8 protein-coding genes are annotated in these 17,379 nt (G+C 54.9%); 1 reads left to right on the top strand and 7 read right to left on the bottom strand.

The genetic code is table 11. The annotated features are described in order from the left end of the window. The coding region (locus tag AABZ39_01455; GenBank protein MEK6793413.1) for a LamG-like jellyroll fold domain-containing protein at positions 1-3,789 on the bottom strand (3,789 nt) is incomplete at its 3' end. 147 nt (positions 3,790-3,936) lie between these two features. Next, positions 3,937-7,782: a sugar-binding protein gene (locus AABZ39_01450; GenBank protein MEK6793412.1), complete on the bottom strand. Its 3,846-nt coding sequence runs from the start codon at positions 7,780-7,782 to the stop codon at positions 3,937-3,939. Between the two features lie 205 nt (positions 7,783-7,987). On the opposite strand from AABZ39_01450, the gene AABZ39_01445 reads away from it, so the two are divergent. Further along, on the top strand, positions 7,988-10,489 hold the full coding sequence (locus tag AABZ39_01445) for a glycoside hydrolase family 2 protein (protein MEK6793411.1): 2,502 nt from the start codon (positions 7,988-7,990) through the stop codon (positions 10,487-10,489). Between the two features lie 10 nt (positions 10,490-10,499). Here AABZ39_01445 and AABZ39_01440 read toward each other — a convergent pair whose 3' ends face one another. The 5 genes from AABZ39_01440 to AABZ39_01420 all read right to left on the bottom strand — a co-directional run bounded on the left by AABZ39_01440 (position 10,500) and on the right by AABZ39_01420 (position 17,377). Then, entirely contained in the window at positions 10,500-12,557 is a 2,058-nt protein-coding gene (locus AABZ39_01440) for an alpha-L-fucosidase (protein MEK6793410.1), read from the bottom strand. Between the two features lie 4 nt (positions 12,558-12,561). Then, positions 12,562-13,845 (bottom strand): sialidase family protein, encoded by a 1,284-nt coding sequence (locus AABZ39_01435; protein ID MEK6793409.1) that lies wholly within the window; start codon positions 13,843-13,845, stop codon positions 12,562-12,564. 104 nt (positions 13,846-13,949) lie between these two features. Continuing rightward, entirely contained in the window at positions 13,950-15,146 is a 1,197-nt protein-coding gene (locus AABZ39_01430; protein MEK6793408.1) for an ATP-binding protein, read from the bottom strand. 123 nt (positions 15,147-15,269) lie between these two features. Next, entirely contained in the window at positions 15,270-16,322 is a 1,053-nt protein-coding gene (locus AABZ39_01425) for a zinc-binding alcohol dehydrogenase (GenBank protein ID MEK6793407.1), read from the bottom strand. Further along, entirely contained in the window at positions 16,301-17,377 is a 1,077-nt protein-coding gene (locus AABZ39_01420; protein ID MEK6793406.1) for a Gfo/Idh/MocA family oxidoreductase, read from the bottom strand. The genes AABZ39_01425 and AABZ39_01420 overlap by 22 nt, the downstream gene beginning before the upstream one ends. Positions 17,378-17,379: the final 2 nt, after the last annotated feature.

Here is a 17,379-nt window from a genome sequence, read left to right as displayed (position 1 = left end):
AGGGGATGCATCGTCGACACCACGCGCGATCTGTTCCTGCGTGTCGAAGTTGAAATACGCTGCCGCCGAATACTCCCTCGGCTCGCCCCCGGCGTCCATCTGCATGCTCGCCCAGAAACCGCCGCTGCCTGACACCAAGCGAATGAGAATTTCATAGTCACCGCGCGCAAGCCTTCGCGTCACAAGAGTAGCGAACTTCTGCGGCGATGCGCTCTGTCTGCTTAGGTCAAGGATCTCCTCGCCGTTCAGGTAGAATTTCGCGTAATAATCAGCACCGCCGTAAAAGTTGACCGTGTCATCTTTCTCGAGCGAAAACCGGCAACGGATGAGCGCTCCGGTATCATTGCGCGCAGCGAGTTTCGCTATCGAGCGCATGTCAAAATCCCCTGACGATGTGACACCGAATGAATCATCCACTTCGTTCCATACCGCGGTATTCGTATCCATGGCATCGAGCAGTTCCTGCTGTTTTTTGTTCTCGATACGAATGGGCGCTGATACGTGAACAGAACTGAATGCCATATCGCGGTTTCGAGAGCTTCTATTCCCCAGCAGTGCGTGTTCTTTCACCGGGATGGCGGGCGATGCATTTTTCATTGTCGTCAAATGCATACCGATCGTTTCATCCACGATCGTGTCATTACCGCCGCTAGAGTGCTCGTAGCCCGTACCCTGAAGAAATACCAGCGTACGGCCGTCTGCCTTAAGCTTCGCAATGCTCGCGCGAAGACGTTCGTCGATATTGTACAGATTGATAAACACGATCACTTTTACCGGCGGTACTATATCGTCGCGAATGTCCTCGGCGTAATAGGTACGGCAGGGGACGCCCGATCCAAGCGCCTCATCGAGTGCATTGCGCGCCCAGCGTACGTGATATTTCGCGTCGGCACGGATGTAATCGACTGCACGCTCATCGTAAATGATCGCCACATCCTGCACGGGCGTTTTCACCGATGCACGCGGAAGCGTTCGCTCGAGTTCCGAAAGAAATCTCATCTCGTCGATGATACGCTCATCGTTATACTGCCACGGCCCCCCGAGCAGCGCCTGATATATGAACATGCTCCCGCTCGCATGCAGATGTGCATATTCGCGTCGGTACATCGCGCGAAGCTCTTCGATATTCTTCGCATGTCCGCGCATGGTGGGGTTCTGCGATACGACGCCCGATGTCCATGTCGATTCCTTGACAAGCCAGGTCGGATGGTCCATGCCGCTTGAAAAGAATTTCCCGTGAAGCGCATACGTATCAAGGTATGCGTTGAATCCGCCGAGCGACGGCGGAAGCCGCTGAGCATAGGTTGGCTGGTGATAGAAAAAATCGATGTTCTTATTGCGCACCAGTTCGCTCACAACGGTCAGGTCCCGCCGGCCCGAATCGCCGCTGCCGGCAACGCCGACGATGATCTTCCTTGTTGAAGCCTTGCGCACGGTGTCGACAAGGTATTCCATGAGTGAAAGCCTGCTCTCGGTGTGAAATCGCTTCCAGTCCATGGCACGTCGTTCAGAACGCGGGTCGTGAAAACCGTTGCCGAGCGCGAGATCCTCCGCGGGCGGCGGTGAAACAGCATCAAGGGAAGTGATGTTCATGCCCCATGCGTGTGATAATGCATCGACGGCTTTATATTTTTTTTCTACCCAGTGAAGCCAGGCGGTGCGTGCAACGGGGCTGTAATCCCCCCAGAGATACGGGTCCTTGGAAAGAAAGTCATCGGGTGCATGCCAGTGATACATTTGCTGGTCCTGTCCGCCGCCGACGAAATAGCCGATGATAGCCCGCGAGGGTATCGTTTTTTCCACCGCTCGAATATAGGCGCTCACCATATCTCCGGTGTCTTTCCGAAAACGCTTCGAGAGGAATGACCATGCATACTGCTCAGGTTTTACCGGCGGTACGTTGCTGAACCGGAGAAAATGCCCACTGACTATCATTTTCTCGCCGCGTCCGTTCTGAATGACATCGTCGGGATTCTCAAATCCCCACTGCGGATAGGTATCTATCCACAAACGGATTATCAGTTTCGCGTTGGGATTGGAACGCAGCGGATGCCAGAGGTTTTCTTCGATGCCCGCAGTATCGTATTTTCCCTTGCCGTCCCAGAAGCCATACGACAATGGTTTTTTCGAGCCCGAATACCCTAGATTCACATTGACAACGATTATCTCAACACCGCCTTCCCGGTAAGGATCCATATAGGTTATTTCCGGAGAAAACATTTCCTGATAGCCGGCCATGCGCGGCTGAAGATCCCCATTCACGATAAGGTCAACTCCGCCGTTATCTCTGCGCGACAGATGCGCGGCGGCGATCGGACGGGCGGCGATGGCATTGGTCACTGCGCTTGTTATCGGCGGCGGGACTATTTTCGGCGCCGTGCCTGCGGTGTACCGCGTTGAAACATTCACGATCTTCTTCGCTTCTTCGCCATACTGTCCTGCGAGAAGGGCGGGGTTCTGATAATGCGATCGTATCTCATCAGCAGTCAGCGGACGCGTATACACCTTCGCATCATCGATAACACCGTTGAACCAAAATGCGACGACTTCACTTTCCGGTTTTGCACAGCCGATATTGAACACGCCGGGGTAATCATAGATATCAAAGCGCGGAAGCTCCGCTGCGACAGGATTGCCGTTAACATAGATCGTCAGTGTCCGCGCAACGTGTTCATACACGCCGGCGACATGATACCACTCGCCGACCTCGCACACCGCATCATTTGTCACACCGTAGGAGATCTTTTTGGTGTCGCTGATACGGAAGATGAATTTCTTCTTCGGCGAATACTCGATGGCATTATGATATCCGGGGCGGCCCATCACAGCGGCCATTGTCTTCGGCAGCGCCGACGGCTTTACCCACGCCTCGTAGGTATGACTCATGAGCTTCGTCGGTATCTCTACAGAAACGACGGCATTGCTCCCGTTGAATTGATATGCCTGACCTGTTTTCCCCGGTACTGATACCGTATTCAATGCACGTCCGGTCCTGTTTGACAGTGCACTGTCGAACGCATAACTGCCTGTTTCGTCAAATTTCCAATAGCCCAATATTCCATTGTCAGGTAACGCTTCCCCGCCGCGGTAGTGCGCATATATCGCCGATGCTTCGCTTTCGGTCAATGCCGTGTCATACATACGCACATCGTCCACATCACCGGCAAACCATCCGGCATACTGCTCGCTCTTCGGATTGCCGCAACCCGCATAAAACGTATTGCCGTAAGTGAAAAGCGCGCCCGGCACGGACACGGCAGCTGCCAGCTCCCCGTCGATAAAAAGGAAGGCGGTTGCAGAGCTTTTATTATACACACCGATAAGATGATGCCATTCGCCCTGTTCGTACTTTTTTTCTGATACTGCTTCGAATTGCTTTTTATCGGCAGTATAGCCGCGGAAAGCGAACTGCTTTGTCGGCCTGAAGCTGAGGATATTGTGATGGCCGGGACGTCCGAAAATCCCCGCTTCCGCCTGCGGTATGGTACGCGGCCGCACCCACACGGAAAAGCTGAAACTTTCCAGAGTACGCGTTATACTGATCTCGGCGTATGAATTTGTGCCGGAGAACGACAATCCATTTCCCGTCACCCCGGCGGATGCCGATGCGTTCACCGTGACCGCCGTAAGTCCGCCAATCGCGTCAAGATACGATTCTCCGCTTCTCTCGTCCAACGACCAGTGCGCGATCGGAACGGTGAAAAGCATGGTCGGCAACAGGCAGAAGAATATCGATCGCAACAGGGCGACATGCACAGGGGCAGTCGCATTATATTTGAAATACTTCATGAATATTAGTATAGTCGATAATCAGAAAATCACATTATCTCAATCCGTGTATTTCTTATCTTTTTCCGATCTTGCCGATTTCAGCACAATAAAGAAATTTTCGGGACAAGTCGGAACAGGGCTATAGCTGCCACTCCCGGCGTTCCCCTACCGAACGAAGTGGAACGGCTTGTAATTTATCGGTGCTTTCGCCTCACCGATGCCGGGGGTGAATCCCATCCACGACATTCGCCCGAGGCCGTCATTTTCGTTGACGATGAAGTTTATCCCCATGACCGTGCCCGCTTTCGGTGCATCGAGCTTAAGCGCGTTCCACGGGAGCAGTGCTTCATAGACGGTCACTCCATCGGCATGTTTCCCCGCTGTCTCCGCTTTCAGTTCGCCCCAGTATTTCCCGACGATATAGAGCGATGCGCTTGCGCCATGCTCGCCTATGACAAGTCCTACCTCACGGTCATCGTCATTGTATGCGTTCATCGAATCGCCGCTTCGGTCGATCGCGAGCTGAATGCTGTCGGATTTCCACGACTCTTTCGGGCCGTCGAACGGCGCCGCATGCACGTCATCGCGCACGCGAGCCGCGAAATACAGGCCATCGTCATTCCAGCCGATATACGCCTCAACGGAAAGATCATTCGTTCCTTTCCACGGCGCATCAGGCGGATAGAGGAAATTGCGATTATCGAGGGTGACAGGGGTGAGCATTTTCGTCTCATCGAGCGTGCCGTCTATTCTCGGCGTCGCGATATACCCGACCGTTACAAGATCGGTAGGCACAACGAACGATTTTTTCATTATCTCAGCAGAGACGGCAAGCGAAAGCGTATCGCCGCGCGTTACGGCTGACGGAAGCGCAACGGAAACCGTATCCTCGCCGGACACGGTGAATGTTCTCGTCATGCGTTTCCCGCCGGCCTCGAATACGCCGTCGACAGGCCGCCCGACAGTGTTCTCCACCACCGCGGTAACCGTTCTGTCATCCGAAAGATATACTTTCCTCACCATAAGCGGCTCGGCCGCGATGACCTTTGCCGATGCGAACGCTTTCTCAAGCGCATCGGCGTCCTTTTTCGGCGATGTAACATACAAGGGCAGCCTGTTGTAACCGAGTGAAAGCGTCGCTCCGCCTGCGATACGCCTCCCGACGCTGTTCACCGCTTCCGTCGAAGTCGGCGCTGTCATCGAGAGAATGAATTCGCCGTCCTTTTTCGACCAGAACGCAACGACCGACTTCCCGTCATTCCTGTCGAATCGCCAGGCCGATACAGTGTCATTGCACGTTACTTCGCGTACGAACGAGGAGTCATGCAGCATATACGCGGAGGCGGCGAATGTGCTCGCCATCGGCGTCGGAAAAAGCGTGTCCGGACATTCATGGCCGACCGCCGCCCGCTGCGGCAGGTTACAGTGGAACAGCCCGTAATCGTCCCCGGTCGGATTATGATAATGCGTGATGAACCAATAGCATTTTTCCAGACCGGGCACCGATTTGCATATCGCCAATCCCTGCCCCACGATGGCGGCATACTGCGTCGTCATATCGTCCGGCGGGTCGATATCGCCGAGAATGGAATATCCAATCTCCGTGGTCCATATGCGCCGCGGAAAACCGTGCTGTTCCATGAGATCGCCGAGCAGTATGAATTTCCCGCGCAAGTCCATCTCCTCGGGGAATTGCACCTTGCCGTTCTGTCGTATGATGCGGTTATGCGAATACGGATGGGCGGAATTGATGTCGAACATCCCTTTCGTGAGCGGAAGCACCGCTTTTGTGAATTTGAAATCGCCGGGTACTTTTTCCGGATCGGCGCCCGCGAACGTATGAAAATCGCGTCCGCTTACATCGAGCGCAAGTATCGGCATGTTCGGCGCAACACTTCGTATCTCCTCGTGCGCAGCCTTTATCATCGCGGCATATATCTCGGCGCCCTTTTCTATCGTATACCCCGGCACATGGCAGATCTCATTGTTCGGTTCGTTCTGCACCTCGATGCCGGCGATCTTCCCCTTGTAGCGCTCGGTCGCGACACGAATATGGGCGCGGTATATCTCCATTATTTCAGGCTTCATGATGTCGCTCATTTCCTTCATGCCCCAGTTCGTGGGTATATACTGGAAATTCACTTCGGGACAGATAACAACACCAATGCCGCGTTCGCGCGCTGAATCGATACGCTTATCGAGCTCTGAAAAATCGTACTTTGATGCATCCTTCGACGTCCACGGCAGGAACCAGTAGAACTCGCGGTAATTCTTACAGCCGATGCGGTCGAGCGCATGCGGATCCTCGTGAACATGCATGGAACCAAAAAAACTTTTCGGGTCGTCCTTTCCGTAACTGGCGATCTTATTCACCACGCTCAAGCCCGAGCGCGTACGTCCGGCTTTTATCCCTTCGATAGCAAGATATGCGCTTATGCCGAAGAACCGCGGCACGTCGGTAGGGAAGAGTATCTCTTTCGTTATCGTCTCGCCGAGACCCTTGAACGACAGCGGGAAACGACGCTCATTCACGGTCTTATCGTCGGCGATACTTTTCACCACGAGTTCGGTGTTGATGGCAAGCGAGCGGCGGTTCATGACCGACACACGATACACGGCACGCTCCCCGACGAACGCAACGCCGCTCGGCAGATCGTTCTCGATGGCAATACCGAACACGGCATGAGGATTGAATGAGAACGTATGGATCATGGTCTCTTTTATCTGAAATGTCCCGTCCGGCGAGTCTGCCGACCCCTTGTAAATATCAATGGACAGCGAACGTACGGGGAATTTTATCGCGCCGCTGCCGTCGCCGCCCCAGCAATCGGTGAACACCGTTTTATCGAATGCAAGAGAGACCTTCTGCCAGCCGGCAGCGGGTATCTTCAGTGTATGCTGATGCGTCTGCCCCGTGTTGTCCGACAGTCTGACGAAGCAGGTTATTTTCGGGTCCGCGGCAAAGTATGAGAACGTGAGCCCGGATGAATCGTCGACGCCGGTAGGCATTCCGCGAACGAGTTTGATATAGACATTGTTGGCGGCATTCGGCACGAATGAATAGTTGAGTTTTGTGACAAAGGAATTACCGTCGACAGCCGGCAGTACATTCCCGCGCACACCCTCGCGCACTATCTGTATCTTCCACGGCGGCATCTTGCTGCTCTTGTCCGGATCGACAAGCACGCCGTTCTCGAGCGGCGGGAGCGCTTTCTTACCGGCATCCGCTTTCCTTTCGGGAGCATCCTTTGCTTCGACAATGCCCGGCGAGGGAAGAACAAGCGATGATCTGTCCGCGGTCATGACCGCATTGATATCGCCCTCAGCGAGCGCACTTGTGAATATACGGATATTATCGATGAAACCCTTGAATGGGCGCTGTTTGTTCATATTGCCTATCTCGATATACCCGCCGATGACCTTCGCGTCCACAGGCAGCGCCCCCTCGGAAGCGGTCTTTACCAGCGCACCTCTCTGCAGTTGATATGCCGTGACCGTGTCCTTCTCGCTGTCAACGACTATGGTGAAGAATATCGGTTTATTCACTTCTGCGATCATCTTCGCGCCGAACCACTTCGTCTCATTCTTCGCGTTCGCCACCGCACACACCATGCCCCCGCTCTGTACATACACCTGCAGGAGCGGGCTCACCGACACGATGCGCCGGGGAAGATCATCCTTTGTCGCAGCGTAGATGACGCCGCTCACTGAAAGCGACTTCGCGCCGTCAATACCCTTTGCCGTAATGATCACCGCCCCGCCGTGATCGCTCGCTTTCTCCGCTGATCCGCCTTTCGTCCGTGTCACATCGAGACAGCGAATATTCATGCCTTCGCCGAAACACGCCTCTTCCCCCGTCACCGGATTGAGGAATTTCCCCTCGCCGCCGAGTGTGCCGGTGTTCTTAAGATCGCCGTTGAAGAGAAATTCGACCTCGGGCTTCGCCTGGGCGTACACCGAAAGAGCGGTCATCGTCGAAACGATAAGCATCGTGAAACTTCTTGTGTTCATAACAGAACCCCCGCGGGAGAATTCCATCCAGTATAGTATACTGTCCCTGAATGCGCCATGCACAAAATGGTAATTGCATGGAGAAAACGGAATAGCCGCATCCTGATGCGCCGTTGCGGGCAGGTATATCCATTTTGCAGGAAGGGGTATTTCCCGAATACCGCACGGATGCTATATTGATGCAAACGGCGACCCGGAGGGCGATGTGAGCACTATTTCCTTGAACGGCATGTGGGAGATAACCGACGAGCCGATAGATCTCGATATAACGAACGCGGATGCCGTACTCGCAAAGTCGGATTGGATCTCCTCACCGGTGCCGGGTGACATACATCAGGGACTTATCAGTGCGGGGAAGATAACGGAGCCGCTTACCGGCGTTCAGAGCCGTGAGTGTGCCTGGACCGAGGAACGCTCGTGGTGGTACAAGAGAACATTCGATGCGCCGAACGGATACGCGGATGCGGATGCCGTCGAGCTTTCGATGAACGGTCTCGATTCGAACGCGGTCATTTTCCTCAATGGCGTCATCATCGGCAGGCATGTGAACGCATTTCGCCCTTTTGTATGCGATGTAAAACCCGTGCTTAAGCCTGCGGGAAATGTCCTTCTCGTACGGCTTTCCGCCGGCGTGGAGAATATCACCGAGGACGATATGATCGGGATGGCGATCCGCGCAGGAACGGAAGCCGGCAACGGGCGTCCCGAACGCGGAGATGCGCGGCGTCCCTTCGTACGCAAACCGCAGTACAGTTTCGGCTGGGACTGGAGCCCGCGGCTTGCCACCACCGCCATCGCCGGCGACGTTACGCTCCAGGTATTGAAGTCAGCGGCGCTTCGCGACATACATGTGCGATCACAGCGGCACGGCGACGATATATCGGTTATCGTCGATGTTGCCGTCGAAGGCATGCATTTTTACCGCACGCTCGATGCCGAACTTTCGCTTTTCATTCGCGGCGAAAAAAGCGATGTGAAAGCGGAAAAAATATCGATGAAGCGCGCGGTGCTCGTGCATTCAGGGAACACCGTCATCACGTTCGACGTGCCGCTGAAACGCCCAAAGCTCTGGTGGCCTAACGGTATGGGCGAACAGCACCTCTATACCGTCGAAGCGGCGCTTCTCATCGGCGGAAAAAAGCATGAACGGATGGAAAAGTGCTTCGGCGTTCGATCCATCAAGCTGCTCGACGTGAACACATTCGCATTCGAAGTGAACGGCGTGAAGATGTTCTGCAAGGGTGCGAACTGGATACCGGCGGACGCGATCTACGCCCGCGTGAGCGACGAACGATACCATACGCTCGTACGCGAAGCGGCCGAGGCGAATTTCACCATGCTCCGTATCTGGGGCGGCGGCCTCTACGAGCGCGAAGCATTCTACGACGAATGCGACCGTGCGGGCATTCTCGTCTGGCACGATTTCATGTTCGCCTGCGCGCCGTATCCCGATCATCTCGAATGGTTCCGACGCGAGGTCGAGCTTGAAGCGAAATATCAGATCGAGCGCCTGCGCCATCATCCCTGTATGGCTGTGTGGTCGGGTAACAATGAGAACAACTGGGGGTTCTGCGACTGGTGGAAGGATAGAACACAAAGCGGGGCGTATATCTATAATCACATTCTCCCGGACGCCGTGCGCGCCTATTCCCCCGACATTCCCTACTGGAACGGTTCGCCCTACGGCGGCGCCGATTCGCCCAATTCGCCGAGCATCGGCGACCGCCATCATTGGGGCGATTGCATGATGAACAAGGATATGATGAAGCGTATCACGCCGGAAGAATATGACGCATGCACATCGCCTTTCGTTTCGGAGTACGGATATATCGGCGCGTGCAGCAAACGCTCCACGGAGGACTACCTCGACACGAACGACATCGACATAACGGGCGATGTGTGGAAGCATCACACGAACACGTTCGAGAAGGACACCGTGCTCGCGGGGATACAAAAGCACTATCGCGATACGGACGGCATGCCGCTCGTCGATTACTTTCTCTACAGCGGCCTCTGTCAGGGGCTCATGTATTCCTACTCCCTCGAGGCCATGCGCTTTCGGGGCAACTGTCACGGTGCGCTTTTCTGGATGTACGAGGATTGCTGGGGCGAGCTCGGCTGGACCATCATCGATTATTATCTCAGGCGGAAGATATCGTACTATTTCGTCAAACGCGCACTCGCGCATCGTCGGCTTATCCTCCGTGAAGAAAAGAGGGTTATTACTGTCGTCATGGCGAATGATACCCTGGAACCGGTGAAAGGATATATCGAATTCGGGTACACAACGCTCGACGGCAAAAGTATCTCCGCTCGGTCGAAGATCTTTATCGCGAAGGCATCATCGCGGACGGTCATCGCTTCGTTCAAGCGCGGGAAGGAAGACCCGAAGGACGGGGTCTGGTTCGCGCGCATCAGAGGTAAAAGCGAAATTCTCCCGGCGACGCTCCGTGCCGCGGATATTCGTGAGATGAAGCTCACAAAGCCGGAACTTTCAGTGAAGACGGTTAAAACCGCGAAGGGCATCTATGCGGTCACCGTGACAAGCGATGTGTTCGCGCATGCGGTGCACCTGGAACTTCCCGACAGTGCCGTACCCGATGACGATTATTTCGATCTATTGCCGGGGGCATCACGCACGGTTGCCGTTCGCGCGAAGACATTGGCGGCCAAAGATGTTGTGGTTACGAGCGCGGCAATACGATAGCGGCCCTGCATCAGTCTATCAGTACCGCTGCGTGAATATGCACACGCGGAAGCGTAATTGACAGCACGCCGCGTCCTTTCTTTCCCGGCGTATATTTCCACGACAACGTGCCTTTTTCAAGGGAGAGCTCCACTTTTTTCGGACGGCGCGGCAGCGCTGCGGTTATCGTCATCGGTCCCACGCCGGGGATCTCATCGATGACGCCGTTGTTCGGCTGATTGGGAATGCCCGATGCGCGATTGATGAAATGTACGATGCTTGCCGTGCCTTTTTTACGAAGGACGACGTCTATCGCCGCAGGGGCTTTCACCCGTATCGAAAGATCGGGTCTCATCGACGCTATCACTTCGCCTATGAACGCCCGTTCCATGATATATCTATTCGTCTTAAAATCCTTAAAAACATCGAATGGTATGTATGCGGCATATCCCTTCCCGACGCGATATACCGTCGCCGCGGCGAACGGGGCGCGGTCATCGTCGGGTATCGGTGTTGTCCAGAAATACGAATGCGCATCCGCGCCTGCCGGGATGACGCGATGCAGCTCTTTGCTGAACACCGGCGTCACACCGAGCGCTGAGGAAACACAGAAATGGGAATTCTTGAACGGATAGAGACTTTTCGGCTCACCGTTCACCTTTTCTTTTACATCGGTAATACCCTCACTTTTTACGCCGAAAAATTCGGCCCCGAAGCGGTCAAGGCATTTCGCCCCCGCCACGAGGAGACGCCCGCCGGCGACAGCATACTGCTTCAATGCATTCACCATCGCATTACTCATATTGTACTGCTCGGGGATTACAACCACCGGGAAATCGGCAAGATGCGGAAAGAGCGCCCATTCGTCGAGAACATCGACACCGTAGGACGATTCCAGTATCGAGAACACCGCTCCGCGCACGGCGTCGGCATCGTACCCCCAATGAAGATTATTCGATGGAAGACTTCGATAATGATGTTCGGAGTGAAGAACCGCAATCTGCGGTATGGTCTCGGTGCCTGAGCAGACGGCACGCCGCGCTTTGATGAACGATGCGGCCTCGCCGATGCGTTTCGATCGCCAGGGAACAAGACGTCCATCGCGTATGTACTGGGGGGATTCATATATCTGCACATGGCCGCCGAACGCGAGCGAGACAGCCGCCTCCTGCATGAGCATTTCTGCCGGTTTCGCCGTCCACGGAGATGTATCGAGATGTTCGAAGCCGCCGGAGCAGTAAAAATTCCAGAGCATGATATCCCACGGTTTTTCCCGTGTGGAAATGAAGCGGGCCTCGCAGCGGCTTGAATCGAGCCCGAACACCGGTGTATTATCCCCGCTTATCCAGTCCGTGGGCGCTGTCGGTTCGCCGGGATCCCCGAATGTCTGAAGCCAGTTCGAGCAGACACGGACGCCGGGTCTGTGCGCGTGTACCGCATCGCAGTATTTTTTCACATACGCGTCGAAACTCGCGCGGTGAAATTTCATCCAGAGCGGCCAATTCGCATCGCTCAGTTCAACCGGCGGCTCGATGATACCCGTCTCTTCGGTGAACACGCGGCGGCAGGCGCTGCAGTAGCAGGGATCGACGCCCCAGAGATCACCGTCCACCCAAAAGCCATCCACATCATAGCGGTCGATAAGCTCTTTCATCTGCGGTATGAGAAGTTCATCGAGATACGGCGAACGCGGGCAGAGGCGATGCATTTCCGGCGGCTTTTTCTGCGATGGATTGGGCACCACTTTCCATGCGGGGAATTTTTCCGCGGCCGCATGATCGATGATTCCTGAGTAGTGACAATGGAGCGGAAGCTTCAACCGTTTCGTCGCCGCGCGCCACACCGTCATCATGTCGTTATGAATATGAGCATTCACCGTCGCCGCAGGCACAGTGCTTTTCCATCCGGTGACGCCGGGATGTCCCTTGCAGTCGGTTTGTACCCAGTCGCATTTCATTGCTTTGAGATTGGCGGCAATATCGTCGACGGTCAGTCGTGCGCCGATATCAGTATCGTCGGTGCGCACATGCATATCATAATGCATGCCGAAATAGCATCGATCGCCGTACCAGGAGCCTTTCGCGCTCATGATATCAGTATAAGCCTTTGAGCTTCTTGCCAAGCAGGAAGAATTTCCGTTCTGGATACCATAACACCGCATTCCCGTTGCGCCGCGTACAGCTCGCATACATCGCAAGGTCGGTGCGCCCGTTGCCGAAACCAAGTGCAACGCCGTCATTATCCATGAGGAATCGCGGCGGAGAAAAATGAAGCGGCTGTTTTGCGTTGGGCATGAACGTACCCCGGAGTATCCATATCGGACGCCTATGCCAGAGCGAATCGCCCGGCTTTTCGGCATCTCCGCCCGTCCACGGACCGAAATTGCCGTTATGATTATGGATGAAAAGCGCGTAGACGCCGTCCTCCACTTCGTATATCGGCGAAGGGCTTATCGGATGGAGCATCGGGACGCTCTCGTCATTGTAGCGGAGCACTTCCGGTTTCGACCATGTTTTCCCTGCATCGGCGGAAATAGCATAATAGGGATGGCCCGTGAACGTGCGCATGGCGCAGAACAATCTGCCGTCAGGGAGCTTAACTAATGACGGCTCCTGTACAACGCTCATCGTGCTGTCGAAAGGATATTCCACGCGCAGCGCCGCATCGTTCTCGGCGAAATAGCTGATCTTCAGATCGCGAATAGCCGGATCATTATCGACGTTCTCAAAGCGCATGAACTCGACCACACATTCCCATGCCCAGTAATGCCCTTTCGGCGGCTCCTTGCGTACTTTCGTCGAAAGCCATCGCGTGAATCCGGCGAAATATTTTCCCTCGGAAAGCCGCTCGGGCTTCTGCCACACTATCCAATTCCCCGGCATCGCGGGGTCGGGGTCATCCCATTTGCTTTTCGGCATCGGAACAATATCCTCCGCCGACCAGGTCTCGCCGTTATCATCCGAATATTTCCCCGCCATGACGCCGGTGAATTGATGATGCGTATCGACAAGCCCTATCTGCTTGTTGTAAAGCACGTAGATGCGCCCGCTTTTTGAAATGAGCGGAAAGCCCCAGCTCGTCATCCCTTTGCCGGTTTTCGGATCGATATCCTTGCCCGGCCCCGCGATCGTTTTCGGCCGCGTCCAGGTCATTCCCTCGGTAGTGCTCCGCGAAAATACTATTCGGTGATCGGGCTGTCCCTCGTATGTGCTCTGCGTCCATACCGCCATGAGCGAACCGTCGGGGCCGTCGAATACGAGAAAGTGTTCGTTCCCGCCGTCACCGGTGCTCCCGTCGAGGCTCCCCGGTACATGAACGATATAATCGGGATGTGTGCGGCGTATCTCTTCTTCCATGCGGGTGATATCAAAACTCATTGCATGCTCCTTAGTTCTTTGCGCTAAAGGTATACAGCGTACGGTGTGATGTCAACAGGAGAAAATGGAAATTAGCAGAATAATTCGGATAATGCCCCATCCGCTTATTCGCGCTTCGAAGACACGTCCTTTGCTTTCCCCGTGATGACACTGGCACAATTCTCGTCGATGTCGGTGATCACGGTCCGTGAAAGGCAATGCGAGAACGATTCTCGCATGATGCCGGACAAGACTGCCGGGGACCGATCGGCAAGTGACAATTGCCACGTGTTCGGTATATTCAAATGCTTCCGGAAATGGATAAGCGGTTTGCTCACCGCATCATCATTCACTTTTACCTCTACGGCATCAAGGAGAACACCGTTCCTGAGAACGACAAGATCAACCTCCCGCTTCTCTTTATCGCGTATATAGCGCAGTTCGTATCGGTATCCGTCGCGGTCGGAAAGGAAATGGCAGCGTTTGAGAAGCGCCGCGGCAATAAGATTTTCCGCCCGCATGCCCATATCCTCGTCAACATCCGCAATGTCGTAGAAGAATATCTTCGGCGGCTTTTGTATCGCCCGCACGACTTTTGCCGTAAGCGGGAATACCCTGAATATGACGTACATGCGTTCAAGTATTTCGATCCAGTGCAGCACCGTTCTCGATGTAACCTGCAGGTCCTCGGCAAGATTGCTCATCACGACCGGGCTTCCTACACGCGATTTGAGCAGATCAAGGAGCATGGTAAGCGATCCGAGCTCGCGCACCGCTTCCAGATCGCGAATGTCTTCCTTTATCACCCGGTCCCAGCGTTCGGTGCGCCAGCGCCTCGCCTCGCGTTCATCATTCCCGAGGAACGGCTCCGGAAATCCGCCGGTAACAAGGAGGCGGCTTATGACATCCTTAACGCTCATACCCTCGACAGGTTCGTCGGCGGTAATAGGGTGCAGGCGCCAGTGATGATATCGTCCAAGAAGTGAATCACCCCCGCGGCGATACACATCGAGGCGCGCACTGCCGGTAACGAGGAAATGCTGCGCATCACGGCGCGTATCATAAAGCCCTTTCAGCATATTCTTCCAGTTGCGGAATTTATGTATCTCATCAAGGACGATGAGCGGTGATGACTCATCGATAGCACCTTTCTGTACGATGCGTCTGTCAGGGGCGCTGTCCCAGTTAAGATAGATACTCTTCGGATACTGTTCCATGATATGGCGCGCAAGCGTCGTTTTCCCGCATTGCCGCGGCCCGGAAAGCAATACCATTTTCCGGGTAATATCATGTGCGATCGCATCGTGAACGTATCTATGCATGGCATTTTCCTATTTTCTAATATGACTAATTTATCATCAAGTATAAAATAGTCAAGACCGATTTATCATGTAGTATAAAATAGTCAGAATCGGCAGGTCATCATATTTCAGCGGTATTTTTGATCAGAATTTGACGGCGAATTTTACAATTGCATCCGGTTCATCTCTCATTCGCCGGAACATGTCAAGCGCTTCCGCGGTGCCGACAACGGGATCGACGATACCACCCACGTTCAATTTCCCCTGACGCATCATCGACAGTATTGCCGCGACGGCGCGGCGCTCGTCCCAGCGCGGAATATCCCGCGGTGGATGACCGAAACCGCATCCATGCGGCACTATCATCGTAAGCCGATTGTGATGGAATTCGCGCCCAAGGAATACGCCGTGCGCATCCGTGCGATAGAACCCTGCAGCGCACACCGTCCCGCCGACGCGGCAGGAACGTATCGCCGTGGCAAGACCTGCGCTCGCACCGCTCAGTTCGATGGCGACATCCACACCGGTGCCGCCGAGGATATCATGAACGCGCGCCGCCGTATCGCCTTCCCGCGGATCGAAGGAAATATCGGCCCCGAGCGATTCGGCCATGCGCCTTCGCCCGCTGCTCATATCGACGGCTATCACACGTTCAGCACCGCTCTCATGCGCCATTGCTACCGCGATAAGACCGAGCGCGCCCAATCCGACGACAAGCACCGTTTCTCCGAAACGAACATTGCTCTCGCGCACGCAGTGGAATGAAACATACGCAGGCTCCGCGCAGAGTGCGAGTGTCGGAGACAGGTCCCCGAGCGCATGCACATACGCAGCATTCATCGTGTTCGTCTCGCGTATATCGGCGTTGATGGCGAACACGCGCTCGCCGACGCGCACGCTCTTTACTCCGGAGCCGATCTCGCTGACGACCCCGACGGTGCTGGTGCCGAATGATATCGGCTTCTCGCGGCTTACCGTCGCCGGCGATGCATCCGACTCCGACGCAACGAACATCCTTCGATCGATATCGAATCGCTCGCCGCCGAAGGTTGAGGCATCCATGAGCGCCGCCCAGGTCCCGTATTTGCCCGATGCGTACTCGGTTGCAATACGCACATCATGAGTCCCGATAGGCGTATCCCCATAGGAAAGCCAATCACATACATGATCACCGATCAAGGCAAGACGTTTTGGCATTGTAATGCTCCTTTGTTCATATTTTGTTCTGTTCCAACGGCTATCGGTACACCATCATGCTCTGCTGACGCAAGCATCGCCTCGACCGTACGCTGCGTAATGATCCCATCGGCCGCCGGCGTGACCGTGGGACCACCATTGCTGACCGCGTCCAGAAAATCGCGCATTTCTTCGGCATGCGCATCGCTGTCTTCTATGAATGCTTCTGTCGGGCCGCTCCCGTCGGTGAACGTTATTGTCGCCGTATCCTTGTCGCACCAATCACCGGTGCTTCGATAATCGAGTACGCAGCGCTGAAACACTGCACGGAAATCGCCGATACATTTTCCGGGGAAGGCGCAATTGCTCGCGCTGATGAGCGCAAGCGATCCGTTCTCCATTTTCAGGATTGCCGCGCTTACATCCTCGATACGATCATCCTTGATGGGATGGCAAAGCGTAGCGATATGCCCCTGCACGGTCAGTACATCGCCCATGAGAAATCGGGCTGTATCGAATATATGCGTTGCCTGTTCGAATGTCTGTCCGCCGCTCATCGATCGTGAACGCCACCACGGTTTTCCTTCCATATTTGACCAGAATCTCCCCTCAAAAAGCGCAGGTCTTCCCGCCCGCCCGCTCGTTATGAGCTCTTTCATCCGCTTCACCGACCGTTTGAACCGATAATGATACCCCACCTGGCTTACGACATTGTGCTTTCGTATCGCATCCGCCATCGACTGCGCGCGATCGGGATCGCGTGCGAGCGGCTTTTCAAGGAACACGGCGATGCCTCGTTCGGCGGCGCATTCCACCTCGCCGGCATGCGCATGCGGAGGGAGCGTCACTATGACAGCATCGGGCGAAACCTCGTCACACATCCTTCCGTATTCGTTGTATACTGCTGCACCCGACAGGGATTGATCATTTACGAATTCATCGCCCTTCATTTTCGAACGGGCGCATATCGCGCCGATATGTACATCGGGCATCGCTTTCAGCGAACGCACATGCATCGACGCCATGTAACCGGTACCGAGAATGGCAATGCTGGTCACCGCGTTCTGTGAAGTCATAT

It is taken from the genome of Spirochaetota bacterium, assembly GCA_038043445.1.
In the GTDB taxonomy this organism is placed as follows: domain Bacteria; phylum Spirochaetota; class Brachyspiria; order Brachyspirales; family JACRPF01; genus JBBTBY01.
This window is presented reverse-complemented; position numbering and strand designations above follow the sequence as displayed.

Coding starts and splice junctions, on each gene's coding strand:
- AABZ39_01450 (MEK6793412.1), bottom strand. CDS start 7,782: ATGAACACAAGAAGTTTCACGATGCTTATCGTTTCGACGATGACCGCT.
- AABZ39_01440 (MEK6793410.1), bottom strand. CDS start 12,557: ATGAGCGCGAAAGGCTCCTGGTACGGCGATCGATGCTATTTCGGCATG.
- AABZ39_01435 (MEK6793409.1), bottom strand. CDS start 13,845: ATGAGTTTTGATATCACCCGCATGGAAGAAGAGATACGCCGCACACAT.
- AABZ39_01430 (MEK6793408.1), bottom strand. CDS start 15,146: ATGCATAGATACGTTCACGATGCGATCGCACATGATATTACCCGGAAA.
- AABZ39_01425 (MEK6793407.1), bottom strand. CDS start 16,322: ATGCCAAAACGTCTTGCCTTGATCGGTGATCATGTATGTGATTGGCTT.
- AABZ39_01420 (MEK6793406.1), bottom strand. CDS start 17,377: ATGACTTCACAGAACGCGGTGACCAGCATTGCCATTCTCGGTACCGGT.